The organism is Rhizobium sp. C4, from assembly GCF_021026315.1.
Classification (GTDB): domain Bacteria; phylum Pseudomonadota; class Alphaproteobacteria; order Rhizobiales; family Rhizobiaceae; genus Ensifer_A.
The window spans coordinates 61,141-83,865 of the sequence record NZ_JAJNCX010000015.1 but is presented as its reverse complement, the minus strand read 5'-3'; the positions used below and the strand labels follow the sequence as shown (position 1 = coordinate 83,865).

General features: G+C 61.8%; 22 protein-coding genes. 10 read left to right on the top strand and 12 right to left on the bottom strand.

What is annotated here, in order from left to right; all coding sequences use genetic code 11:
- The first annotated feature begins 75 nt into the window (after positions 1–75).
- The gene (locus LQK84_RS21320; RefSeq protein ID WP_230830790.1) at positions 76–1,512 is read left to right on the top strand and encodes an aldehyde dehydrogenase family protein; all 1,437 of its coding nucleotides are present in this window, start codon (positions 76–78) and stop codon (positions 1,510–1,512) included.
- Between the two features lie 20 nt (positions 1,513–1,532).
- Here LQK84_RS21320 and LQK84_RS21315 read toward each other — a convergent pair whose 3' ends face one another.
- Positions 1,533–2,174 (bottom strand): TetR/AcrR family transcriptional regulator, encoded by a 642-nt coding sequence (locus tag LQK84_RS21315; RefSeq protein WP_230830788.1) that lies wholly within the window; start codon positions 2,172–2,174, stop codon positions 1,533–1,535.
- Between the two features lie 380 nt (positions 2,175–2,554).
- On the opposite strand from LQK84_RS21315, the gene LQK84_RS21310 reads away from it, so the two are divergent.
- From LQK84_RS21310 to LQK84_RS21285, 6 genes are all read left to right on the top strand, one after another.
- Positions 2,555–3,658, top strand: coding sequence for an ABC transporter ATP-binding protein (locus tag LQK84_RS21310; protein ID WP_230830786.1), 1,104 nt, complete (start codon positions 2,555–2,557; stop codon positions 3,656–3,658).
- Positions 3,654–4,568 (top strand): ABC transporter permease, encoded by a 915-nt coding sequence (locus LQK84_RS21305; protein ID WP_442967001.1) that lies wholly within the window; start codon positions 3,654–3,656, stop codon positions 4,566–4,568. Before LQK84_RS21310 ends, LQK84_RS21305 begins: the two co-directional genes overlap by 5 nt.
- Entirely contained in the window at positions 4,561–5,385 is an 825-nt protein-coding gene (locus LQK84_RS21300; protein ID WP_230830783.1) for an ABC transporter permease, read from the top strand. The genes LQK84_RS21305 and LQK84_RS21300 overlap by 8 nt, the downstream gene beginning before the upstream one ends.
- A 27-nt stretch (positions 5,386–5,412) precedes the next feature.
- Complete coding sequence (locus LQK84_RS21295; RefSeq protein ID WP_230830781.1) at positions 5,413–6,435, top strand: extracellular solute-binding protein; 1,023 nt, start codon at positions 5,413–5,415, stop codon at positions 6,433–6,435.
- Positions 6,436–6,525: 90 nt separating this feature from the next.
- Complete coding sequence (locus LQK84_RS21290) at positions 6,526–8,196, top strand: amidohydrolase (protein ID WP_230830778.1); 1,671 nt, start codon at positions 6,526–6,528, stop codon at positions 8,194–8,196.
- Between the two features lie 417 nt (positions 8,197–8,613).
- Positions 8,614–10,956 carry a heavy metal translocating P-type ATPase gene (locus tag LQK84_RS21285; RefSeq protein ID WP_230830776.1) on the top strand — a complete coding sequence of 781 codons (2,343 nt, stop codon included), beginning with the start codon at positions 8,614–8,616 and terminating at the stop codon, positions 10,954–10,956.
- 13 nt (positions 10,957–10,969) lie between these two features.
- Here the strand turns inward: LQK84_RS21285 and LQK84_RS21280 are convergent, their stop codons facing one another.
- The 3 genes from LQK84_RS21280 to LQK84_RS21270 all read right to left on the bottom strand — a co-directional run bounded on the left by LQK84_RS21280 (position 10,970) and on the right by LQK84_RS21270 (position 13,513).
- Complete coding sequence (locus tag LQK84_RS21280; RefSeq protein ID WP_230830774.1) at positions 10,970–12,337, bottom strand: sensor histidine kinase; 1,368 nt, start codon at positions 12,335–12,337, stop codon at positions 10,970–10,972.
- A complete protein-coding gene (locus tag LQK84_RS21275; RefSeq protein ID WP_230830773.1) occupies positions 12,324–13,007 on the bottom strand; it encodes a winged helix-turn-helix domain-containing protein in 684 nt (227 codons plus the stop codon). Before LQK84_RS21275 ends, LQK84_RS21280 begins: the two co-directional genes overlap by 14 nt.
- 176 nt (positions 13,008–13,183) lie before the next feature.
- Positions 13,184–13,513, bottom strand: a complete 330-nt coding sequence (locus LQK84_RS21270; protein WP_230830772.1) for a hypothetical protein — start codon at positions 13,511–13,513, stop codon at positions 13,184–13,186.
- A gap of 346 nt (positions 13,514–13,859) precedes the next feature.
- Between LQK84_RS21270 and LQK84_RS21265 the strand changes: the two genes are divergently transcribed.
- Positions 13,860–14,366, top strand: a complete 507-nt coding sequence (locus tag LQK84_RS21265; RefSeq protein WP_230830770.1) for a GNAT family N-acetyltransferase — start codon at positions 13,860–13,862, stop codon at positions 14,364–14,366.
- Here the strand turns inward: LQK84_RS21265 and LQK84_RS21260 are convergent, their stop codons facing one another.
- Positions 14,367–14,981, bottom strand: a complete 615-nt coding sequence (locus tag LQK84_RS21260) for a hypothetical protein (protein WP_230830765.1) — start codon at positions 14,979–14,981, stop codon at positions 14,367–14,369.
- A 166-nt stretch (positions 14,982–15,147) separates the two neighbouring features.
- On the opposite strand from LQK84_RS21260, the gene ppa reads away from it, so the two are divergent.
- Entirely contained in the window at positions 15,148–15,681 is a 534-nt protein-coding gene (gene ppa, locus LQK84_RS21255) for an inorganic diphosphatase (protein ID WP_230830764.1), read from the top strand.
- Between the two features lie 5 nt (positions 15,682–15,686).
- On the opposite strand, the gene LQK84_RS21250 is transcribed toward ppa, so the two are convergent.
- Positions 15,687–16,007: a DUF167 domain-containing protein gene (locus LQK84_RS21250; protein ID WP_230830763.1), complete on the bottom strand. Its 321-nt coding sequence runs from the start codon at positions 16,005–16,007 to the stop codon at positions 15,687–15,689.
- Positions 16,007–16,303 (bottom strand): YggT family protein, encoded by a 297-nt coding sequence (locus LQK84_RS21245; RefSeq protein ID WP_230830761.1) that lies wholly within the window; start codon positions 16,301–16,303, stop codon positions 16,007–16,009. The genes LQK84_RS21250 and LQK84_RS21245 overlap by 1 nt, the downstream gene beginning before the upstream one ends.
- A gap of 121 nt (positions 16,304–16,424) precedes the next feature.
- Here LQK84_RS21245 and LQK84_RS21240 point away from each other — a divergent pair, with 121 nt between their 5' ends.
- Complete coding sequence (locus LQK84_RS21240) at positions 16,425–17,669, top strand: MFS transporter (RefSeq protein ID WP_230830760.1); 1,245 nt, start codon at positions 16,425–16,427, stop codon at positions 17,667–17,669.
- A 5-nt stretch (positions 17,670–17,674) separates the two neighbouring features.
- Here LQK84_RS21240 and LQK84_RS21235 read toward each other — a convergent pair whose 3' ends face one another.
- The 5 genes from LQK84_RS21235 to hemC all read right to left on the bottom strand — a co-directional run bounded on the left by LQK84_RS21235 (position 17,675) and on the right by hemC (position 22,719).
- Positions 17,675–18,151: a tellurite resistance TerB family protein gene (locus tag LQK84_RS21235; protein WP_230830755.1), complete on the bottom strand. Its 477-nt coding sequence runs from the start codon at positions 18,149–18,151 to the stop codon at positions 17,675–17,677.
- 15 nt (positions 18,152–18,166) lie between these two features.
- Complete coding sequence (locus LQK84_RS21230) at positions 18,167–19,810, bottom strand: heme biosynthesis protein HemY (RefSeq protein ID WP_230830752.1); 1,644 nt, start codon at positions 19,808–19,810, stop codon at positions 18,167–18,169.
- Between the two features lie 9 nt (positions 19,811–19,819).
- Positions 19,820–20,998, bottom strand: a complete 1,179-nt coding sequence (locus LQK84_RS21225; protein WP_230830750.1) for a COG4223 family protein — start codon at positions 20,996–20,998, stop codon at positions 19,820–19,822.
- Between the two features lie 88 nt (positions 20,999–21,086).
- Complete coding sequence (locus tag LQK84_RS21220) at positions 21,087–21,788, bottom strand: uroporphyrinogen-III synthase (protein ID WP_230830748.1); 702 nt, start codon at positions 21,786–21,788, stop codon at positions 21,087–21,089.
- A 1-nt stretch (position 21,789) separates the two neighbouring features.
- Complete coding sequence (hemC, locus tag LQK84_RS21215) at positions 21,790–22,719, bottom strand: hydroxymethylbilane synthase (protein ID WP_230830746.1); 930 nt, start codon at positions 22,717–22,719, stop codon at positions 21,790–21,792.
- Positions 22,720–22,725: the final 6 nt, after the last annotated feature.

Sequence of the window (22,725 nt, the reverse complement as noted above, 5' to 3'; positions counted from 1 at the left end):
ATCGTATTGAATTATGATCAAATCTTGCCTATCGTCAAAGGCAATGATGGTTTCATGTCGTTGCAGGAGTTCCCGATGAAGCAGTACGGTCAGTTCTACATCAATGGTGCCTGGGTCGATCCGATCGACGCGCAGGGCGTGCTGGAGGTCATCGATCCGTCAATCGAGGAAGCCTTTGCGACGATTGCGCTGGGTGGCCGTGGCGATGTGGACCGGGCTGTTGCGGCAGCCTCCAGGGCCTTCGACAGCTTCTACCTCACGACGCCTGCCGAACGGCTGGAGCTGCTGAAGTCGGTTCTCTCCGTCTACAAGAAGCGCGCCGAAGACCTCGCCTGGGCGATCTCGCATGAAATGGGTGCGCCGAAGAAAATGGCGCTGAACAACCAGGTCGGCAGCGGCGAAGCGCATATCCGCACCATGATCGACGTCATGAAGGACTATCGCTTCGAGCGCATGGTCGGCAAGACGATGGTCGCCAAGGAAGCGATCGGCGTCGTTGCCATGATCACGCCGTGGAACTGGCCGCTCAACCAGATCACCTGCAAGGTGGCGCCCGCGCTTGCCGCCGGCTGCACCATGATCCTCAAGCCCTCCGAAGTCGCACCGATCAGTGGTCTGGTCTTTGCCGAAATCATGCATGAGGCCGGTGTTCCGGCTGGCGTCTTCAACCTCGTCAACGGCGACGGCCCGACGGTCGGCGAAGCCATGGCGTCGCATCCCGACGTCCACATGATCTCGATCACCGGCTCGAACCGCGCCGGCGTTGCGGTCGCCAAGGCCGCTGCCGCAACCGTCAAGCGCGTGCATCAGGAACTCGGCGGCAAGTCCGCCAACATCATCCTCCAGGACGCCGAAGCCGACTTCGCGGCTGCCGTACGGCAGGGTACGCTCGAATGCTTCGACAATACCGGGCAGTCCTGCAATGCGGCGACGCGCATGCTGGTGCCGCAGGAGCGGATGTCACTTGCCGCAACCGTGGCGGCGGAAGCCGCAGGGTCTGTGACCGTCGGCCCGGCCGACCGCGATGGCGTTCGCCTCGGCCCGGTCGTCAGCCAGATGCAGTATGACAAGATCCAGGACCTGATCGCATCCGGCATTGCCGAAGGCGCGACGCTCGCCGCCGGCGGGCTTGGTCGTCCGGAAGGTCTCAACCGCGGCTATTTCGTTCGCCCGACCGTGTTTGCTGATGTGAAGCCCGGCATGCGCATCGAGCGCGAAGAGATTTTCGGACCGGTTCTCTCGATCGTCGGTTACCAGGACGAGGAAGACGCCATCCGCATCGCCAATGACACGATCTATGGTCTGGCCGCCTATGTCTCGTCGTCGGACCTCGATCGTGCGCGCCGCGTCGCGCGTCGTCTGCGTGCCGGCAACGTGCACATCAACTATCCGGACTGGGACACCTATGCGCCCTTCGGTGGCATGAAGCAGTCCGGCAACGGGCGCGAATATGGCGAGTTCGGTCTCGACGACTTCCTCGAGATCAAGGGCATCATCGGTTACGCCGAATGATGATGGCGAGACGCATCCACTCAGGCGTCTTCGAAGATCAGGTCCAGCAGATGCCTGATCTCCGGAAGAACCCGCGCCAGATGCGTCTCCAGCGTCATCGTTTCGTCCTTCAGGCAGGCAAGGTAGTGAACGAGCCAGTGGTTGTAGATGATGGTGGCAAGGGCGTCGGCGTCAAAGGTGCCGCCCCGCCGCGTCCTGCAGTCATGAGCGACCAGCATGTCGCTGATCGTCCTGATCAGCGCATCGTCGATCTGGCTGTAGCGTTTGACGAATTCGGATTGCGGGTAGCGGATCGCGGTCGATTCCGCATAGCGCCAGACGGGTTTGCTGAAAATTTCCAGCGAGCGCTCGGTCAGGTCGCTCAGAAGTTCGCACAGATCGTCCGCGAGGCTGTCGGTCTGGCGCTGGATGTGTCTGCGATAATGGTCGATCGCCTCCTGGTGGCCCTGAAAGATGATCGCCAGCAGCAGTTCGTCACGGCTGCCGAAATAGTTGAAGACGGTGGGTGTGGAAACGCCCGCTTCCGCGGCAATCATGGCCATGGTGCTGTCTTCGATGCCAAGTCGCTCGAAAAGAGCGCGCGCACTGTCCATGATCGCGTCGCGTCGCTGTTGTTTCTGCCGCTCGCGCAGGCCTGCCGTCGCACTCTGAGACAAAGTCAAATGACCTCCTCAATAGATCCTTTACGCCGTAAAAGATTTTATTGACACAAATGGTTCGCATTGTACAGTAACTGACATCCGCCAATAACAAAGACAAGAGCGGGAACAACCAAAATTTCACCGGCTGGTTGAAGCCGTTGAAGGACATGAAATCGGCTCCGAAAAGACAAGCGGAGAGCGGCGGACAATCTAACGTCCCGTCTGGTTGTCTTGAAAAGGGCCTGCGTATTCGATCCGAACAGATGTCAGTTGCAAAGATAGTCTTTGCAACAACGGTTTCTTGCGTCCGACTGCAGGGGACTGTGACGTCGAAGCTTGAAACTGGGAGTCTGAAACCGATGCATTTTCGGCGAAGCTCAAACTGGGTGGCTCTTTAACTCATGAGCAATATTGCGTCCTCGCAGACCGCCAAGGGCGGCTCTGTCTCCATCCTGAGTGTTCTGAAGGATTTCGGCAATTTCCGCGCCGTCAACGACGTCTCCATCGAAATCCGGCCCAACGAATTCTTCACGCTGCTTGGCCCCTCCGGTTGCGGCAAGACAACCCTGTTGCGCATGCTGGCAGGCTTCGAAGCGCCGACCGACGGCAAGATCCTGCTGGATGGTTCGGATATCTCGATGCTGCCGCCCAACAGGCGGCCGATCAACACGGTGTTCCAGAACTACGCGCTCTTCCCGCATATGACGGTCGCCGAGAATATCGGCTTCGGCCTGAAGATGCTGGGCAAGAGTGCAGCGGAGATTTCCGCGACGGTCAAGGAGATGCTTCGCCTCGTCAGGCTCGAAGATGCCGGCAACCGCTCCGTCACCCAGCTTTCCGGCGGCCAGCAGCAGCGCATCGCGCTGGCGCGTGCGCTCGCTCCCAAGCCGAAGCTTCTGCTTCTCGACGAGCCGCTGTCCGCCCTTGACCTGAAGCTGCGCAAGTCGATGCAGATCGAACTGAAGCGCCTGCAGCAGGAAACCGAGATCACCTTCATCTTCGTCACGCATGACCAGGAAGAAGCGCTGACCATGTCGGACCGCATCGCGGTCATGAATGGCGGCAAGGTGCTGCAGATCGGTTCCGCGCATGACATCTACGAACATCCGGCCGACCGCTTCGTTGCCGGCTTCATCGGCGAGACGAATTTCCTTGAGGGCGAGCTGACGGCAAGTGCCGGCGGTGCCGGCACGGTGAACCTGCGCTGCGGCGTGACCGTCGAGGCGCTGACGGCAAAGTCGGTCGCAAGTTCGGGTTCGGTTACCATCGTCGTGCGCCCGGAACAGCTTGAAATGGTGGATCCCGGGTCTCCCCAGTCGGTCGATGCCACGGTCGAGCAGATCGTCTATTTCGGCACGGACAGGCATGTGCATGCACGCCTTGGCGATGGCACTGCGCTGACGATTCGTCAGCAGAACCGCCCCGGCATGCGCGAAGGTCTGGCCGAGGGCCAGAAGATCGGCGTCGCCATTCCCCCGCGCGTCGCCCAGATCCTGAAGGATTGAGGCCATGTCGGAACTCGCCACCCTTCAGGACAAAGAGGATACCCGGCGTCACCGGCTCCTCGCCTTGCCCGCCATTCTGATCATGATCGCCCTCGGCCTGATCCCGTTGATGATCGTGGTCGTCTATTCCTTGATGGCTCCGGGCGAATATGGCGGCGTCGTGCCGAAATTCTCGCTTGAGGCCTATGTCTCGCTCATCTTCCAGCGCGACATGTTCGACGATACGCTGACCTTCTCGCCTGCCTATCTGGAAATCTACCTCCGCACTGCCATTTTCGGTGTCGTGACCACGGTACTCTGCGTTCTGGTCGGTTTTCCGACTGCCTATTTCATGGCAACCCGGCCGGCGGACAAGCGCAACATCTGGGTGCTGCTGCTGACCATCCCGTTCTGGTCGAACCTTCTGGTGCGCACCATTGCGGTCATGTTCATCATCCGCGACGAGGGGCTGATCAACACGATCCTCCTGGATCTCGGTGTCATCGATCACCCGATCACGCTGCTCTACACGAACTTCGCCATCCTGCTTGGCCTCGTCTACAGCTTCCTGCCCTTCATGGTGCTGCCGATCTATGCCTCGCTGGAGAAGTTCGATTTCCGCCTCGCCGAGGCCGGCTTCGATCTCTATGCGAACCGTTTCCAGGTGCTGACGCAGATCATCATTCCGCTTGCCAAGCCCGGCATCGTCACGGGCAGCATCCTCGTCTTCGTGCCGGCCTTCGGGGCCTATGTGACGCCGCTTCTGCTCGGTGGCGGCAGCCATCTGATGATCGGCGACCTGATCGCGCTGCAGTTTGGCTCGTCGCGCAACTGGCCGCTCGGTTCCGCCTTTTCGATCGTGCTCATGGTCATCGTCATGCTCGCACTTCTCTTCCAGCTCCGCCGTTCGGGACAGGTGAAACATGGCTAGTTTTGCATCCACCGGAAAGATCGACATCAAGCGCCAGACCGGCTTCGGCTTCATCGCGGTCGCCTGCCTCGTGGCGCTCTACCTGCCGATCCTCGTCGTGCTCGTTTTCTCGTTCAATAATGCGATGAGCATTGGCGCATCCTGGCAGGGCTTCTCCCTGCGCTGGTATGTGACGCTGATGAAGAACCAGGGCTTCTTCGACTCCGCCATCCTGTCGATCGTCGTTGCCGTTGCGGCGACGGTCATGTCGACAATCCTCGGCACGATGGCAGCGCTTGCCACCACAAGGGTCAAGCGCTGGCGCGGGCAGGGGGCGACGATGCTGATCATCACCTCGCCGCTGATCGTGCCGGAAATCGTCAGCGCGGTGTCGCTGCTCGCCTTCTTTTCCTTCATCGCGCAGGCCTTCGGCATCAGCTTTGGCATCCTGAAGATCGTGCTGGCGCATACGTCCTTCTGCATTCCCTTCGCCTATCTGCCGATCAAGGCTCGGCTCGAGGGCATGGACGTGACGCTGGAAAATGCGGCGGCGGATCTCTACGCGGATCGCTGGAAGACGTTTCGCTATGTGACGCTGCCGCTGCTCCTGCCCGGCATCTCCTCCGGGGCGGCGCTCGCCTTCATCGTCTCGTTTGACGACTTCACCATCACCCAGCTGATTGCGGGTCCCGGCGAAACCACGCTGCCGCTCTTCATCTGGTCGCGCATCCGCAACATCGTCACGCCTGAACTCAATGCCATGTGCACGGTGCTGCTCCTCGTTTCCATCGCATTCATCATTCTGTCTTTCGTCCTGACAAAAAAGAAGCAGGACTAATTTCCTAACAAGAAGGGAACAATAGAAATGAAGAAACTGACCTCTCTCGCCATCGCCGGGCTTCTGCTTTCGGCCAGCACCTCCTTTGCAGCCGGCGAACTGCATATCTACAACTGGGGCAACTACACCAGCCCGGACCTCATCAAGAAGTTCGAGAAGCAGTACGACGTCAAGGTTACGCTCGACACCTATGACAGCAACGAATCCATGATGGCGAAGGTCAAGGCCGGCGGCTCCGGCTATGACATCGTCGTTCCGTCCGACTACGCCGTCGACATCATGAAGAAGGACGGTCTTCTTGAGGCCACCGAGCCGAACAAGATGGAAAACTTCAAGAACATGAAGCCCGAGATGGTGAACCTCTATTACGACGAGGGCCGCCACTACACCGTTCCGTGGCAGATCGGCATCACCAGCCTTTCGGTTGATACCGGCGTCTACAAGGGCGACATCGATACCTGGGCTGTCATCTTCAACCCGCCGGCGGAACTCAAGGGCCGCATCAACGTGCTCGACGACATGGTCTCGGTCATCCATGCAGCCGAGCACTACAAGGGCTTCAAGCTCTGCACCTCCGACAAGGCCGAGCTGAAGCAGATCAACGAACTGCTCCTGGCCGCCAAGCCCGCCTGGCGCACCTTCAGCTATGACGGGATCACGCTGCTCCAGTCCAAGGACGTCGATGCCTCCATCATCTGGGACGGTGCGGCCTACCGCGCGCGCGCCAATCGCGCCACGCTGAAGTTCGGCTTCCCGAAGGAAGGCGTCGAAGGCTTCGTCGACAACGTGGCAGTGCTCAAGGGCGCGAAGAACATGGAGAACGCCAAGCTCTTCCAGAACTTCATCATGGATCCCGAAAACGCTGCGATGATCTCGAACTTCGCAACCTACAGCAACGGGATCACCGGTTCTGAGAAGTTCCTCGACAAGGATCTGGGTGCGTCTGCGGAACTCAAGCGTCCGGCCGATTTCAAGGTCCAGTTCTCGCCGCCTTGCAGCGCCGAGGTGATCGAGCTCTACAACAAGATCTGGACGAACCTGCGCAAGTAAGCGCAGCCGGGATCAACTCCTCGACAGACTGAATAGCGCGCCGGTTCCGCCGGCGCGCCATGGAACGCATTTGCCAAAGGGAAGAACACCATGGGCCAACCTGCCGATATCGTCATCAGAAACGGCAATGTCATCACGATGGACGACGCGTTGCCACGCGGTCAGGCCGTCGCCATTGCCGGAAACCGGATCATCAAGGTCGGCTCGGATGCCGAAGCCATGGAACTGGCCGGCCCCTCGACACGCGTCATCGACGCTGCCGGCGGCACGATCCTGCCCGGCTTCAACGAATCCCACATGCATATCTTCGGCGGCTCGCTCGGGCTGACGCAATTGTCGCTGATCGGGATCCGCGGCGAAGAGGCGCTGCGCAAGGCGATCACCGCTTACGCCGCCGAAAATCCGGATCTGCCGCTTCTGGTCTGCAACAGTGCCGATTACGTCATTTTCGGCGATGCCGCCGCCGATCGCCACAGGCTCGATGCGATCTCGCCGGACCGCCCGCTTCTGCTGATCGCGCCCGACCATCACACCGGCTGGGCGAACACGGCTGCTCTCAAGGCTGCCGGCATTCTGAACGGCAAGTCGCTCGGCGTCGGCAACGAGATCGTCATGGCGGCCGATGGCCTTGCCTCGGGCGAACTGCGCGAGAACGAGGCGATGGGCCCGGTGCTGGAACTTGGCGCCAATGGCGGACGTGAACGCTTCGGGATTGCGACGGGTGGAGATCCCGACTCTGTCAACGCCGAACAGCGCGCCAATGACGTCGCGCTCTTCAAGAAGGGGCTCGCCTATTGTGCCTCGCTCGGTATCACCTCGTTCCAGAACATGGACGGCAGCCTCTACCAGCTGGAACTCCTCGACGAGATCGAGAAGACGGAAGGCCTGCCGGCCCGCGTGCGCATGCCCTATCACATGAAGAATTTCATGCCGCTGAGCGTGCTTGAAGAAAAGGCCGCCGTCTGGCGCGAACGCTACAACACGGATCGCCTGCGCTGCGATTTCGTCAAGATGTTCGCCGATGGCGTGGTCGAATCCGGCACCGCCGTCATGGTCGGTGGCTATGGCGACCGGCCGCAGGAGAATGGCGATCCGCTCTTCCCCGCCGAGCAGTTCAACGCGGTTGCCGCCGAAGCCGATCGTCTCGGCTTCCAGCTGGCCGTTCACGCCATCGGCAGCGGTGCTGTGCGCGAGGTGCTGGATGCCTATGAACATGCGCGCAAGGTCAATGGCGCGCGTGACAGCCGTCACCGCATCGAGCATATCGAAACGATCGAGCGGGAAGACGTGCCGCGTCTGGCCGAGCTCGGTGTTGTCGGCTCCATGCAGCCGACCCATCCGCCGGGTACCGGCGACCTGCCGCTGCAGCCCTATCTCGGCCGTATCGGCGAGAAGCGCTGGCCGCTCGCCTTCGCCTGGCGCACGATCAAGGACACGGGCGTCACGCTTGTGCACGGCACCGACTGGCCGGTGACGCCGCTCGACCCGATTGCCTGCATTCATGGCGCGCTGATCCGCAAGACCTGGCGCGATGACCTGAAGGACGAGCGCCTGTCGCTGATCGAACTTCTCGAGGGCTATACGAAGAACTGCGCCTGGGTGGAATTCATGGAAGACCGCAAGGGCATCCTGAAGCCCGGCTATCTCGCCGATGTCGTCGTGTTGACCGGCGATATCGAGGCGACCGCGCCCGAGGCCGTTGCGGATCTCAAGGTTGCCGTGACCATCTGCGACGGACGCATCACGCACACCCTGTCCTGATGCGGTTCTGATAGACTTTGCCGGTATTCTGCATATCGGAACAAGATCGCCCGCCATTCGGCGGGCGATTGTTTTTGCGCAAAGCCCGATTTGCCGGGTGGAGGTTGCGGAAGGTTGAGAGGCCTTCCTTCTCGCATGGTTCGCGCTTGCTCGACCTGGGATCGACCACGTCAGCTCTCCGGTGTGCGGCAGAAAACTGCATTTTTTGTAAGTGCATAATTACCAAGTAGCCCGCCCCGTGAGCTTTCTCCGGACTCAGATGCAAGCGCATCAAAATATCAGCGTCATCCGCCGGCACTCTTGATCTGGCTCCCGGACACTCCCTGATTCCTGCGTCAAAATAATCTCGAAATTCCTGCTTGATCCTCCAGTCACTAGAGGGTGTAGGCATGGGGAAAGAGATCAATGGAGGCCAGAATGACGGTCACGTCGGGTAAGATGCGCTATCGGGTTGAGGGGATGGACTGCGCCAGCTGCGCTGCCAAGATCGATACGGCGGTGCGCAGGCTGCCGGGGATTGTGGATGTCTCCGTCTCCGCGACGGCCGGCACGATGACCGTGAATTTCGCCGGCGAAGAAACGCTTCCTGCCGTGGAGAAAACGGTCCGCAAGCTCGGCTACGGCGTGGCAGCGAAGGGCGCTGCCGAGTCCCAAAAAAAGCCGACTTCGGACGAACATCAGAATCCGGAGCATGCCGGTCATGATCATGGGCACGCTGAGGCCGCCTGCGGTTGCTGCGATCATGAGGCGCATGACCACTCTGGCCATGACCACTCAGGCCATGACCATCAAGGCCATCATCATGCGCACGGCGCTTCGCATGATGATGACGTAGTTTCCTCCGGTTTGGAGCTGCACGGGCACGACCATGGTCCAAGCGATGGTCCGTGGTGGCGTTCGCGTAAGGCAACGCTAACGATGGCAAGCGGCGTCGCGCTTCTGGTCGCCTATCTGGTCGGGTTTGCTGTCCCGGCAATTGCGCCTTATGCATTTGCGGTGGCCATGCTGGTTGGTCTCGTGCCGATCGCGCGGCGCGCTCTTGCGGCGGCACTTGCAGGCATTCCGTTCACCATTGAAACACTCATGACCATTGCAGCCGTGGGAGCGGTTCTCATCCACGCAAGTGAAGAAGCCGCGGCGGTGGTGTTTCTGTTCCTCGTCGGGGAATTGCTGGAGGGGGTCGCAGCCGGCCGCGCGCGGGCGAGCATTCAGTCGCTGACGGCGCTTGTTCCGAAGACGGCGCTACTTGAGGAGAGCGGCCGCACCCGCGAGGTTCAGGCCGATGCGCTGGCCATCGGCTCGGTCATCGTTGTCCGCCCGGGCGATCGCATTGCCGCTGACGGCGTCATTGTCGATGGCGCGAGTGCGATCAACGAGGCGCCGGTCACAGGCGAGAGCGTGCCGGTCCGCAAGGAAAAGGATGCGGCTGTCTTTGCGGGCACGATCAATGGCGAGGCGGTGCTGAAGGTTCGGGTGACCGCCGCGGCAGCCGACAATACGATCGCGCGCGTCGTCAGGCTGGTGGAGGAGGCGCAGGAAGCGAAGAGCCCGACCGAGCGCTTCATCGACCGCTTCTCCCGGTACTACACCCCCGGCGTCCTGCTGGTGGGCGCGCTGATCGCGCTGGTCCCGCCGCTGGTCTTCGGCGCACCGTGGAGCGAGTGGATCTACAAGGGGCTTGCCGTGCTTCTGATCGGTTGCCCCTGCGCGCTGGTGATCTCGACACCGGCAGCGATTGCCGCAGCCCTCTCCGCCGGCGCGCGGCGCGGCCTGCTGATGAAGGGTGGCGCGGTTCTCGAAGGGCTTGGCAGGCTGACGGCGGTTGCGCTGGACAAGACCGGGACTTTGACAGAAGGTAAGCCTAAGGTGACGGATGTGATCGCCGGGGCGAGCGCGGAAAGCGACGTTCTAGGCCTTGCAGCCGCGCTTGAAGCGGGCTCCAGCCATCCGCTCGCGCTGGCGATCCTTGCCCGAGCCGAAACGGATGCCGTTTCTGTCCCGGTTGTCTCGCGGGCGAGGGCCATCGGCGGAAAGGGTGTGACTGCAATCGTCAACGGGCGCGAGATCTTTCTGGGGTCGCCGCAGGCCGCCGAAGAGAAAGTGGTCCTGTCTCAGGAGCTTCGGCAGCGCATTCTGGCACTCCATGAGGAAGGAAAAACCGTGTCGGTTCTCGTTGCGGGCGCTGAGATCGCTGGTGCGATTGCCATGCGCGACGAGCCCCGCGCCGACGCGCGCGACGGTCTGCAGGCGCTGAAGAGCCTCGGCATCAAGACCGTCATGCTGACGGGTGACAACAGCCGGACCGCGAAATCGATCGGTGCGCAGCTCGGCATGGACGATGTCCGTGCCGAACTTCTGCCGCAGGACAAGCAGCGCATCGTCGGCGAATTGAAGGCGCAAGGCCTGATTGTCGGCAAGGTCGGTGATGGCATCAATGACGCCCCGGCACTTGCCGCCGCCGATATCGGGATTGCCATGGGCGGCGGCACGGATGTGGCGCTGGAAACGGCCGATGCGGCCGTTCTTCACGGCCGAGTGACTGACATTGCCCGCATGGTGCAGCTCTCCCGGATCACGATGGCCAATATCCGCCAGAACATCACCATTGCGCTCGGCCTCAAGGCCGTCTTTCTGGTGACGACGGTTGCCGGCATCACCGGGCTCTGGCCGGCGATCCTTGCCGATACGGGCGCGACCGTTCTTGTCACCCTGAACGCCTTGCGGCTGCTGGCGCCGAATCTGGATGGCGAGGTGAAATAGCGCTTCCCGGGGATCAGGCGCCTTTCTGGCCGGGCCATGTCAGGACAAAGCGTGCGCCCGGCTGATTGTCCTCGATCATCACGGTCAGCCCGTGAAGATCGGCGATCGCCTTGACCATGCTCAGCCCGAGGCCGTGGCCCGGCGAGTTTCGGCTCTTGTCCAGTCTGTAAAGACGGCGAAAGACCTTCTCGCGTTCCGCCGCCTCAATGCCGGGGCCATTGTCGGCGACGATGGCGGCATAGTCCTGACCGCGGCGCTCCAGTGCGACGACGATCTCCGTGCCGGCCGGGCAATGGTTGATGGCGTTCTCGACGAGGTTCACCGCCAGCTGGGTCAGCAGTTCCTTGTCGCCCTCGATCGGAAAGGCCGCCCCGCCCCTCGTCTGGAAGGTGATCGTCTGTCCGCTGTCTTCGGCCACGCCCGAGAAGATCTCCGCGACGTTTTCGAAGACGTGCTTCATGTCCAGATGGACGAAGCGTGACTTGCGGGCGCCCGCCTCGATCTGCGAGATGCGCAGGAGCGCCTGGAAGGTGCCGTTGATGTGATCGCTTTCGGCAAGCGCTTCCTGCAGCTGGTCACCGACAGGCTGGCCTTTTTCCTCGCGGATGGCTGCATCTTCAAGAATGACCTTCAGCCGGTTGAGCGGCGTCTTGAGGTCATGCGCGATGTCGGCGCTGACCTGTTTCATGCCCGCCATCAGGTCCGACAGGCGATCGAGTGCGCCGTTGATCTGGCCGGAGATGACATCGATGTCGTCGCCGCGGCCGGTGATCTCGACACGCTTGGCGAAATGGCCGTCGGAAATGTCGTTCATGGTGCGGGCGATGTTCCGGATGCGCGCCTGCGCACGCCGGGCCAGGAAGATCCCGACCGCGACCGCCAGAAGCGATGTCGCCAGCGCCATCCAGGCAAAACTGGCGAAGATGATCTCGGCCAGTGCTTCGGTCGCCTCCACGCTCTGGCCGACGAGCAGGGGCTTGCCATCGATCGTCCCCGTGACGATGCGGAAGCTGTCGTCGGTCGATATCCCGAGTTCTTCTCCGGTGACAGTCTGCACGCCCGCAACGTTCCGGAACGTCTCGACATTGCCCGCCAGGCGCTTTCCGTCAGGCGTCCCCAGATAGAAGACGCTGAGATAGCCCTTTTCGAGGCTGCTGAAGGTCTCCATGGCTCTGACCAGATTGTCCGCGCGACCTGGCGAATAGGTCGATTGCATGACCGAATAGGTTTCGGCGACGGAGGCATCGAGCGCCGAATAGAGCTCGCGGCGCAGGATCTCGTAGGTCACCGCGTAGACCAGGAAGGACGATGTCACGAAGAGAAGCGCATAGGCTACGGCCAGCCGGAATGGCGTGCTGCGCCAGAATTTAGCTGGGTGCATGGAGGCTGTATCCGGTGTTGCGAACGGTGTGCAGAAGCGGCACCTCGAAGGGTTTGTCGATCTTGGTCCGCAGCCTGCTGATATGGGTTTCGACCACGCTGGTCTGCGGGTCGAAATGGATGTCCCACACCTTCTCAAGCAGCATGGTCCGCGTCAGCACCCGCCCTTCGGCGCGCATCAGCGCCTCCAGCAGGACGAATTCGCGTGGCTGCAGATCGATGTTCTGGCCGGCGCGCTGCACCTTGCGGCGCACGAGATCGAGTTCGAGGTCGGCGACCTTGAGGACGGTGCGCTGCTCCTGCACAGGCGGCCGGCGGGCGAGCGCGTTCAGTCTTGCCAGCAGTTCGGAAAAGGCGAAGGGCTTGACCAGATAATCGTCGGCGCCGGCCTCCAGTCCCTCGACGCGGTCATCGACGCCGCCCATGGCGGTCAGGAACAGAACCGGTGTCCTCACCTGTGCGGCACGCGCGGCCCTGACGACCGAGAGACCATCAAGACCCGGAAGCATGCGGTCGACGATCATGACATCGTAGTGGTCGCGGTCCTGCGTGGCCTGGAAAAGCCCGTCGCGCCCGTCGCGAAACGTGTCGCAGACATGGCCCGCTTCCGTCAGCCCCTTGGCGACGAAGGCAGACATTTTCTCATCATCCTCGATGACCAGTATGCGCATGTTCATCCGTCTCCGGCTTCTGTTCCTGACGGCAATATGCCATCGATTTCTGTCGCCAAGTTTCCCGAAAGCATACAGTTCGGTAAGAAAACAGGGGCTTAACGCTGTCATCAACACGTCAACCGCCCAACCTTCATGGTCGGGCGGTTTGGCGGATCGGATCAGTCGAGGGGCGTTCAGCGCAGGAATACGGTGAAGCTGCCATCGTCTGCGTTGAGGATGCCGACGATATTGTTCAGCTGGACGTTCATGCTGCGCAGGCGGGCTGCAAGGGCAGGGTTCTTGCCGATCATGGCCTTGGCTTCAGCCGCGTAGATTTCCGGCTGGGCCAGCATGTAATTGTATCCCTTGTTGCTCCTGGCGTTGATGTCGAGCGTGGTGACCTGAACATCCGATGCGGTGGCGACGACCGGGAAGTAGTGGTCCATCGGGGCGGCAGACGCGGCCGTGCCGGTCAGGCCGAGTGCGAAGACGGCGGCGAGAAAGATCTTTTGAGCGCGGTTCATGGTGTATCTCCTTTTTCATTCGAGCCAGCTTGTCGTGAGCTGTGTTGCTGACGAGGAGGAGATTGCCTGCCGCACTTCACGGACGCCTTTCCGGAACTATACAAATTCGTGAGGTTTGGGCTGACGCGTCGCACGCCTGTTTTTTAGCCGAGACTCATCCACACCGACGCTTGCGGGCGTGGTTAAAATAGCGTTAACTTCCTGCCAGTCCTGATCCCTTGAGAGGCAGTTTCCGCATCTTTTGTGGGTAAGGTCCGCGATGGCCATGATGGCCATGGCGCTCGCGGGGAGGGGGTCGTTAAGATGCCCTCACACCTGTAAAGTTTTGCGTAGGACGAGTGGCGTTATGAAGACGTTGACGATCGATATCAGGCGGGCCGACCCCCAGGATGCGCCCGCAATTTCCGAGGCGCACCGCCAGTCTTGGCAGCACACCTATGCCGGCCTCATACCGCACAAGCCGCTGGTCAAGATGATCGAACGGCGTGGCGAAAGATGGTGGCGGATCGCCTCGCGCGGCCCCGCAACGCTTCTGGTTGCCGACGTGGCCGGGGAAATTGCCGGCTACGCGACGGTCGGCCAGAACCGGGCGCGCGGTCTTGCCCAGGAGGGCGAGATTTACGAGCTTTATCTCAAGCCCGAATATCAGGGGATTGGTCTCGGATCGCGCCTCTTCGCCGAGGGTCGTTCGCTGCTGGCGTCTCTGGGTTACCGTGGCCTGGTCGCCTGGTGCCTGGAGGATTGCGAAATGACTATCCGTTTCTTCCGCAACCATGGCGGCCTTGATGCCGTCGAGGGTACGGAAGATTTCGGCGGTGCCGAACTCAAGAAGCTCGGCTTCCTCTGGAACTGATCATTCGGCCTTGAGGCGGTCCGGCAGGTTGTTGCTGGGCGTGCCGGCCTTTGGCCCCTTCGTTCCCACCCACATCGGCTCGGTATAGCCGCAGGCAAAGTCGGCCGCATTGTCGTCCGCCAGCTTGCGGGCGAGATCGTTGGCAGTGGGATTTGCGAGCGCATCGACATAGCCGACAACACAGGAAAGGCCGTCATTTTCCTGCGCAACGCGGGAGACGACGAGAACCTGCCCGGCATTCTTCGGTGACGCCGCGCCTGTGCTGGGGTCGGGATTGTCGGTGAACCAGCGCTGGATTGCGGCAATGGGTTTGCCCACGTCGTCCAGCCGCCACTCGATCGTCATGTTGATGTTGTTGAACTGGGCGAAGGATTCGAAGCTCTTTTCGATCAGATCCTTGGCTGCCGGCCCATAGCGCAAGCTCTCGCGCAGGTCGTCTTCGGCAAAATAGACCGGATAGGATCTATAGCCGGCACATTTCAGCAGCGCACCGGCTTCGCTACTCGACAGTTTCTTGCAGTGATCGAGATCGAGTTTTGTATAGGTGCTCGAATTGGCCGAAGCAGGCCCGGCCGCCAGTGTCGCCAGAATGAAGAGCGCATAACCCGCACGCATGTCACCGTCCCCGTTTGTCCCGGGGCAAGATTATCGAAGCGAATGGGCTTGCGCCAGTCTCATGGTGGCGATGACCATTAAACATAGCCCAACGGCCATGTTGCGTTGCAATGCATTTGCCTTTATCGACACAGCCGAAGAAATCACCGCCAAAAGGGATGGATGAATGCGTATTGATGCAATTTCTATCGGCAAGAACCCGCCGGACGACGTCAACGTGATTGTGGAAGTGCCGGTTGGCGGTCACCCGATCAAGTATGAAATGGACAAGGAAGCCGGCGCGCTGATCGTCGACCGCTTCCTCTACACGCCGATGACCTATCCGGGCAACTACGGCTTCGTGCCGCACACGCTCTCCGAAGACGGCGACCCGGTCGACGTTCTCATCTGCAATACCCGCCCGCTGATTCCCGGCTGCGTGATCAATGTCCGCCCGATCGGCGTCATGATCATGGAAGACGACGGCGGCAAGGACGAGAAGATCCTCGCCGTTCCGGTGCCGAAGCTGACGCAGCGTTACGACAAGGTCATGAACTATACCGACCTGCCGGAAATCACGCTGAAGCAGATCGAGCACTTCTTCGAGCACTACAAGGATCTGGAACCCGGCAAGTGGGTGAAGATCGGCGGCTGGCAGGATGTTGACGTTGCCAAGCGCCTGATCGTTGAAGCGATCGAACGCTACAAGAAGTCCAAGTAAGCGTCCTACGACTTCAGAAGGCTTACGAGCTTTCTTTCAATATCCTCCGTATCGCCATCGATGCGGAGGATTTTTTTGCGCGCCGTGTCGCCCGAGATGACGGAAATCGAGGATTTCGGCAGCTTGAGGGACTTGGCCAGCAGCTCGATCAGCGCCTTGTTGGCCTTGCCCTTCTCGGGCACGGCCGTGACGCGGGCCTTGAGCATGGTTTCGCCGTCTGCGCCCGTTTCCGGGCCATCAATGCCGTCGCGTCCGGCATTCGGCGTCAGTTTCACCGAAAGCCGGACGTAATCCGCATTGACCTGAAAGGGCAGGGCTTGCGCCATCAGCCGCCGAGAAGCGCGCTGGCAATCGTCGTGTTCAGCAGTTGCTGCAGGAAGAACAGGATCACCAGCACGACGAGCGGCGACAGATCAAGGCCGCCCATGTTCGGCAGGATCTTGCGGATCGGCCGATAGATCGGCTCCGTCACCTGATAGAGCGAACGGCCGATCATGTTGATGGCTTCGTTGCGGGTGTTGATCACGTTGAAAGCATAGAGCCAGGAAAAAATCGCCGATGCAATGACCAGAAACCAGATGATATTGATGATGAAATTGAGGGTTGCGATAACCGCCAGCATTTTCCGCTCCAATCTTTCGATTGACAGTTATGTAGTCTTTGGCGAGTTAACGGGCAAGGGCGGGTTTTTTCCTCCCGGTCAACATGCTTAATGGCGGCGTCCTGCCGCGAGGTCCATCCCCATGTCACAAGCCGTCAGCCCCGTGAACCGGTTCGCCGCATTTCGTCACCGTTCCTATTCGCTCTTCTTCTTCTCACGGTTCCTGACCGCCTTTGCGACGCAGATCGTCAGCGTATCCGTCGGCTGGCAGATGTATGACGCGACGAAGAACCCGTTCTATCTCGGCCTGATCGGTCTCTTCCAGTTCCTGCCGTCGCTGGCGCTGGTGCTGGTCACCGGCTCGGTTGCCGATCGATACAACCGCCGGGCCATCGTGTCGGTCTGCATGTTCGTTGCGTCCATTTCGACAGGCCTGCTGCTTACCATGACCTTGACGGGCACCTTCTCGCCCATGCCGGTCTTTGCGGTGATGCTGCTTTTCGGGCTGGAACGCGCCTTCATGGCGCCCGCCGTGCAGTCGCTTGCGCCGAACCTCATTCCGCCGGAGGATCTTTCCAACGCAGTGGCGTGGAATTCCTCATCCTGGCAGGCCGCCACCATCATCGGTCCCGTTGCCGGTGGCCTGCTTTATGGGCTCTCAGCTGACATTGCCTATGCGGTCGCGCTGGCGTTGCTGCTTCTGAGCTCGGTTCTGGTCATCATGATCCCGAAGCCGGCGCAGCGCATGTCCCGCGAGAAGCCGACATGGACCTCGCTTCTGGCCGGTTTCAGCTTCATCAAGTCGGAGAAGATCGTGCTCGGCGCGATCTCGCTCGATCTCTTTGCCGTTCTGCTCGGTGGTGCGACGGCGCTGATGCCGATCTTTGCGCGCGATGTTCTGACGGTCGGGCCGTGGGGGCTCGGACTTCTGCGCTCGGCGCCGGGCGTCGGGGCGATCCTGACGGCGATCCTGCTCGCAAGCTTTCCCATCCGGCATCGGGCCGGCATGCTGATGTTTGTCGGCGTTGCCATCTTTGGCGCGGGGACCGTGGTCTTTGGCTTTTCCACGTCTGTCTGGGTTTCGGTCGCGGCACTCGCCGTCATGGGCGCGGCCGACATGATCTCGGTCTATGTGCGCGAGACGCTGATTGCGCTCTGGACGCCCGACGAGGTGCGCGGGCGGGTCAATGCGGTCAACATGGTGTTTGTCGGCGCGTCGAACGAGCTGGGCGAATTCCGCGCCGGCACGATGGCCTCGCTCGTCGGGGCGGTGCCGGCCGTGGTGATCGGCGGTTTCGGCACGCTGGCCGTTGCCGTCATATGGGCGCTGTCATTCCCCAAGCTCAGGAATATCGACAGTCTGGATGCGCCGGTCGAGGAGCATTGAGCGGATCAGCTGTTGAGCGTACGCCTTTCGCGGGCGCGCTTTTCGGCCGCGATGCGCTGTTCGACACGTTCGCGGCCCTCGACGCCGAGAAGGTCGGCGATGCGCCAGATGACGTGATCCTCGACCTCCGTCTTCTCCCCGTCCGCATAGACGATGTCCCAGAGCAGGCCGACGAAGGCGTTGCGACGTTCGATCGACAACTCCCGCTTCAGGACGGTTGTGAACTGGAAGAAGTCGACCGCGTCCTTTTCGGCGCGGTCGCCGGCTTCCAGAAGCGCGTTGAGGCGTGCGCCTTCCAGCCCGAAGCGTGACTTGAAGAGATCCGCCACCACGGCGCGCTCTTCCGGCGTGACCTGGCCGTCCGCGGCCATGACCTGATTGCACAGCGCGACAGCGGCAACGCGTACTTCGGTGACGTCACCGTCGGCGCGGTCAGCCCCGCCCACGATGTCCTGAAGAAATGAGACGATCGTTTCGAACACTTAGGGTCGCTCTCCTCAGAAAAGCTTAAGTCGTGTCTTGCTGTCGTCTGCCGGTGCGGCAGGCGCCTTGACGCCGGGGTCATCCGGTGGGCGGCCGAAGAACGGCTCGACGGCGGCCCAGGATTTGCTTTCATCCTCGTCCTGCACCGGTCTCGCCGACCGTGATGCGGGTCTGGAGGCGGGCGGATTAGATGCTTCCTTCGCGGCGGGTTTCGCTGCCGGTGCCGGCTCCGCCTTGGCGGGTACCGAGGCCTGCTCTTCCACAATCCGGACGTCCGGGGAGGGCGTGGCAGGACGCGGCGCATTGACCGGCGGAAGGGAGAGGAAGGCGGTTTCGGCCGTCAGCGGCTCATGTTCGATCGCCGTGCCTGCCTGCCGCTCCAGCTTCCTCCATTCGAAGGCATCAATGCGGCCGGTGACGGGCGAAAGCGGCAGCCAGACCTGCGAGACGAAGCCGTCGGCAAGCCAGGCCGGGTCCTGCGGGGCGCGGCGAGCCATCGACATCCAGTGGCGAATACGGGCCTGATCGCCGGTCTCTTCCTCTTCGATATCGGCCAGAAGCAGGAAGACGCTTTCGCGCATGTCGAGTTTGGCGGCCGCTTCCGCCTTTTCGCGGGCGGTGCGGAAGTCGCGCATGTCGAAGGCGGCGGCGGCACTTGCGTAGAGCGCCTCATAGGCTTCCGGTTGCGCGGTTTCCAGCTTGATTGCCCGGCGAAGACGTTCGTCGGAGGTCAGGTTGCCCTGTGCGTGAATGTAGCTGGCCGCGATATCCGGATGCGGTGCCGCCTTCCAGAGGCGTTCGAGAACGGCCGACGCCTTGCGGAGGTTGCCCTCCCGATAGAGCGCCTTCGCCGCAACGATGCCAGCCGGGATCAGCGAGGGTTCGAGGCGAAGCGCGTGCTGGGCGTCGTCGCCCGCCACCTTCGGATTGCCGTCAAGCGCGGCTGCCGCCTTGGCCGTCATCAGAACGGCCTTCTTGCGGTTTGCCTCGTCCTTTCCGATCGCGCCCGACAGGCGATACTGCTCCAGCAGCTTCAGGGAATCGTCGAAGAGGCCGAGGCGCATCTTTGCCTCAAGCGTCGCTTCCGCAGCCCAGGGCAGGTGCGGGGCCTTTTCGACCGCGCGCTCTGCATATTGGTTGGCAGCTTCATCTGCGCCAAGGCGCTTGGCTTCGAGATAGAGGCCACGCAGCCCGAGTTCGCGGGTCTCCGGATCTTCAGCCATCTGCTCGAACTTGCGCCGCGCCTCGTCATTGCGGCCTTCGATGAGATTGGCCTGCGCTTCGAGGAGGTGGATCAGCGGCTCCTGATCGGCGCTCAAGAGGCCCTTGGCGCGGGCATTCATCTTTCGCGCGGTTGCGGCATCACCGGCGCTTGCCGCAATGAGGCCGGTGGAGAGCGCCTGATAGCCGCGGTCGCGCTTGCGGGCGCGGAAATAGCGGTTGATGGAGCGCGGCGAGGTCCAGACCGTCCGGATGACCCACCAGATGAACATGATCACCGCAATCAGCGCGACGATCAGGGTCACGGCGACCATGACGCTCATTTCAATCTGCTGGCCCTGCCAGACGATGGTGATGTCGCCGGGACGGTCCGCCAGCCAGGCGAAGCCCCAGGCGAGGGCGAGGACGACGAGTACAAAACCGAGTAACTTGATCATCTTCGTCGCTTATCCCTGCTTGCCGGTCGTCTTGACTGCATGTTCGAGCGTCTGGGCAACCAGCGCCTCGACCTTCACCCGCGCCTCAAGTGCGGCGTGATAGTCCTGTCCTGCCGCCTTGAGATTGTCCGGCAGGGTGTCCCATTCTTTCAGCGCGCCGGCGAGATCGCTGCCCTGCAGCTTGTCGCCGATCCGGGCGATGATGGCTTCGGGGCTCGAGCCCTCGACATTGCCCACCGGGCGAACCTTGATGACCGAAAACGCGCTCTTGAACAGCCGGTCGCTGAGGCTCTGGCCGGCAACAGGCTTGTTCAGCAGCGCCAGCATCTGGTCGGCGGCGTCCGGATAGCGCTTGATGAGATCCGCTCGCGAGGGCACGCCCTTGGCGGCAAAGGCCTGCAGCGCGGCAACGGATTGGTCGTTCGGCGCGACGCTTGCCAGCGTCTGCAGCTCGGCCTGGAAAGGACCGCCGCGATCGATTGCTGCCTTGAGACCAGCCGACGCGATGGCGCGGGCGACATCGACGTCGTCGCGCGGCGCGTTGACCTTGGTTTCGGTCTGCTGAAGTCGGTTGGCCACGGAGGCCATCTGCGCTTCGACCTTGTCCATCTTGCCGGCCGTCTCATCGAGCTTGCCCTTGATGGCGAGCACGTCGGTCAGGTCGCCGACGGGGAGTTTCGACATGGCCGTTTCGATATTCTTCAGCCTATCCTCGACGGGGGCGAGATTGGTGACGGGAGGATTGGCCGCCTTCTTCTCGACGTCCGCGAGCTTCTGCTGGAGGCTCGCGATCTGGCCGGCATAATCCGGCAACTGGATTTTCTGGACAGGCCCGAGATTGGGGATAAAGCCGGCATATTGCGCCGCGCCGGCGCCGACCAGCACGATGAGACCGCCCACGATGCCTGCAGCGAGTGCGCCAGAGCCGCCACCGCCGCCGCGTTTGGCGGCCACTGGTGCTGCCTCGGCGGCCGCCTTTGCCTGTGGGGCAGGTTCGGCTGCGGGCTCAGTAGACGGTTCGGTCGTGGCCACAGTCTCCGCGGACGGTTCCGTTGTCGTTGCGGGTTCGGCCGATGCGTCCGCCGTGGCGGGTTCATCTGCGGGCGGGGTGATCCGTTCGGCCTCGAGGTCGATCGTCTGCGGTTCGTCCGATTTGCGGGAGCGGCGCGGCGGGTTTCCGTTGGACATGGCGACCTCTTCGATTGGCTTCTTTGGCAAAGTTAAACAGGCTTTCTAGTTCAGAAAACCCCTTCGCGGGTATTTGATGGCGAGACTGTTACAAAAGTTCAAACAAGCTCCGTTCATCGGGGCGTACCGCGGATTTTGTGCGGCTTTTCATCCCTGCCGGGACCGCTTCGACTATGGCGCTGCTGAGACACAGGAATTGGATATCCTGTTTCTCCTTAAGGAATGATTCAGCAAGCTCGAAAAACCGGCGCGCAGTCTCCGCAGAATAGAGAAGCACGGCTTCGGGCTGTCGTTGAAATGCGGCCTGCAAGATTTCCCTCGTCAGATCAACCGGTGTCATCCTGTAGCAGACGATGACGTTCATCCGAAAACGCGCAGCCGCCAGTTCCTGTTCCAGTCGCGGCGAACGCGGTTCGCCGGCGAGATAGAGAAGCTGAGGCTTGTCGGCATCCGGAAACCTGTCGCGAAGAAGGGCCGCCAGCGCGGCGCCGTCGCCATTGGCGGTCTCGACCTGCTTGAAGCCGGCTTCGCGTGCTGCCTTGCCGGTGCTTGTCCCCACGGCAAAGACCGGCTTGTCCGCGAGGTCGCCGGCTGTGCCAATGGCGCGAACTGCTTCGGCACTCGTCACCAGGACGGCGGCTGCGTCGTGACAGGCGCGGGCCAGCGCCACGCCCTCGGGATCGTGCTCGGCGGCAAAGAGCGGCAGGAAGATCGGCTCATGTCCGAGTGCGCGAAGCCGCTCCCCCGTGGGCACGGCGCTTTTCTCTGGCCGTGTCACGAGGATGCGCATGTCAGCTCCAGTCGGAGAAGAAGCCGGGGCCAGCCTTGTCGCGGATCTCCTCGCCAGCACGGCGGCCGATGGCGGCGGCCTCGCTCACCTTGCCTTCGGCACGGATTTCATGGAAGCGGGAGCCGTCCGGTGTGAGGATCATGCCGTGGAAGATGATATGATCACCCTCGACGCGTGCCAGTCCCGCGATCGGGGTGCGGCAGGAGCCATCGAGCGTCGCAAGGAAGCCGCGTTCGCAGCCGACGGCGGTCCAGGTGGTCGGATCGTTGATCGCGGCGATCAGGTCGTCGGTGCGCTTGTCGCCCAGGCGGCTTTCGATGCAGATCGCGCCTTGAGCCGGGGCGGGCAGGAAATGTTCGGGGTCGAGGATTTCGGTCGCGACATGCGCCTTGCCGAGGCGATTGAGGCCGGCGAGCGCCAGCAATGTGGCATCGGCCTCGCCATCGGCCAGCTTGCGCAGGCGGGTATCGACCTGGCCGCGGAAGATCGTGACATGGAGATCGGGGCGCAGACGCTTGATCAGCGCCTGGCGGCGGAGTGATGCCGAGCCGACCACCGCGCCGGCGGGGAGCTCCATGAGTTTTTCAGCCGTCTTGCCGACAAAGGCGTCGCGGACATCCTCGCGCGGCAGGAAGGCGGAGATATAGAGCTCCGTCGGCAGAAGCGTCGGCATGTCCTTGGAGGAATGCACGGCGAGATCGAGCCGGCCATCGGCCAATTGCTCTTCCAGTTCGGCGGTGAAGAGGCCCTTGCCGCCGATGGCTGCCAGCGCGCGGTCCTGAATCCGGTCGCCCTGCGTCGAAAGGATGACGATTTCGAACATCTCTTCCGGCAGGCTGTGAGCCTCCATCAGCCGTCTGCGGGTCTCATAAGCCTGTGCCAGCGCCAGCGGGCTGCCGCGCGTGCCGATCCTGAAAGGTTTCGTTTGCATTCCGAA

Bases quoted from the DNA above. Each gene is read 5' to 3' on its own strand.
- LQK84_RS21320 (WP_230830790.1), top strand. From the start codon at position 76: ATGAAGCAGTACGGTCAGTTCTACATCAATGGTGCCTGGGTCGATCCG.
- LQK84_RS21310 (WP_230830786.1), top strand. From the start codon at position 2,555: ATGAGCAATATTGCGTCCTCGCAGACCGCCAAGGGCGGCTCTGTCTCC.
- LQK84_RS21300 (WP_230830783.1), top strand. From the start codon at position 4,561: ATGGCTAGTTTTGCATCCACCGGAAAGATCGACATCAAGCGCCAGACC.
- LQK84_RS21295 (WP_230830781.1), top strand. From the start codon at position 5,413: ATGAAGAAACTGACCTCTCTCGCCATCGCCGGGCTTCTGCTTTCGGCC.
- LQK84_RS21290 (WP_230830778.1), top strand. From the start codon at position 6,526: ATGGGCCAACCTGCCGATATCGTCATCAGAAACGGCAATGTCATCACG.
- LQK84_RS21285 (WP_230830776.1), top strand. From the start codon at position 8,614: ATGACGGTCACGTCGGGTAAGATGCGCTATCGGGTTGAGGGGATGGAC.
- LQK84_RS21280 (WP_230830774.1), bottom strand. From the start codon at position 12,337: ATGCACCCAGCTAAATTCTGGCGCAGCACGCCATTCCGGCTGGCCGTA.
- LQK84_RS21275 (WP_230830773.1), bottom strand. From the start codon at position 13,007: ATGCGCATACTGGTCATCGAGGATGATGAGAAAATGTCTGCCTTCGTC.
- LQK84_RS21270 (WP_230830772.1), bottom strand. From the start codon at position 13,513: ATGAACCGCGCTCAAAAGATCTTTCTCGCCGCCGTCTTCGCACTCGGC.
- LQK84_RS21265 (WP_230830770.1), top strand. From the start codon at position 13,860: ATGAAGACGTTGACGATCGATATCAGGCGGGCCGACCCCCAGGATGCG.
- LQK84_RS21260 (WP_230830765.1), bottom strand. From the start codon at position 14,981: ATGCGTGCGGGTTATGCGCTCTTCATTCTGGCGACACTGGCGGCCGGG.
- ppa (WP_230830764.1), top strand. From the start codon at position 15,148: ATGCGTATTGATGCAATTTCTATCGGCAAGAACCCGCCGGACGACGTC.
- LQK84_RS21250 (WP_230830763.1), bottom strand. From the start codon at position 16,007: ATGGCGCAAGCCCTGCCCTTTCAGGTCAATGCGGATTACGTCCGGCTT.
- LQK84_RS21245 (WP_230830761.1), bottom strand. From the start codon at position 16,303: ATGCTGGCGGTTATCGCAACCCTCAATTTCATCATCAATATCATCTGG.
- LQK84_RS21240 (WP_230830760.1), top strand. From the start codon at position 16,425: ATGTCACAAGCCGTCAGCCCCGTGAACCGGTTCGCCGCATTTCGTCAC.
- LQK84_RS21230 (WP_230830752.1), bottom strand. From the start codon at position 19,810: ATGATCAAGTTACTCGGTTTTGTACTCGTCGTCCTCGCCCTCGCCTGG.
- LQK84_RS21225 (WP_230830750.1), bottom strand. From the start codon at position 20,998: ATGTCCAACGGAAACCCGCCGCGCCGCTCCCGCAAATCGGACGAACCG.
- LQK84_RS21220 (WP_230830748.1), bottom strand. From the start codon at position 21,788: ATGCGCATCCTCGTGACACGGCCAGAGAAAAGCGCCGTGCCCACGGGG.
- hemC (WP_230830746.1), bottom strand. From the start codon at position 22,719: ATGCAAACGAAACCTTTCAGGATCGGCACGCGCGGCAGCCCGCTGGCG.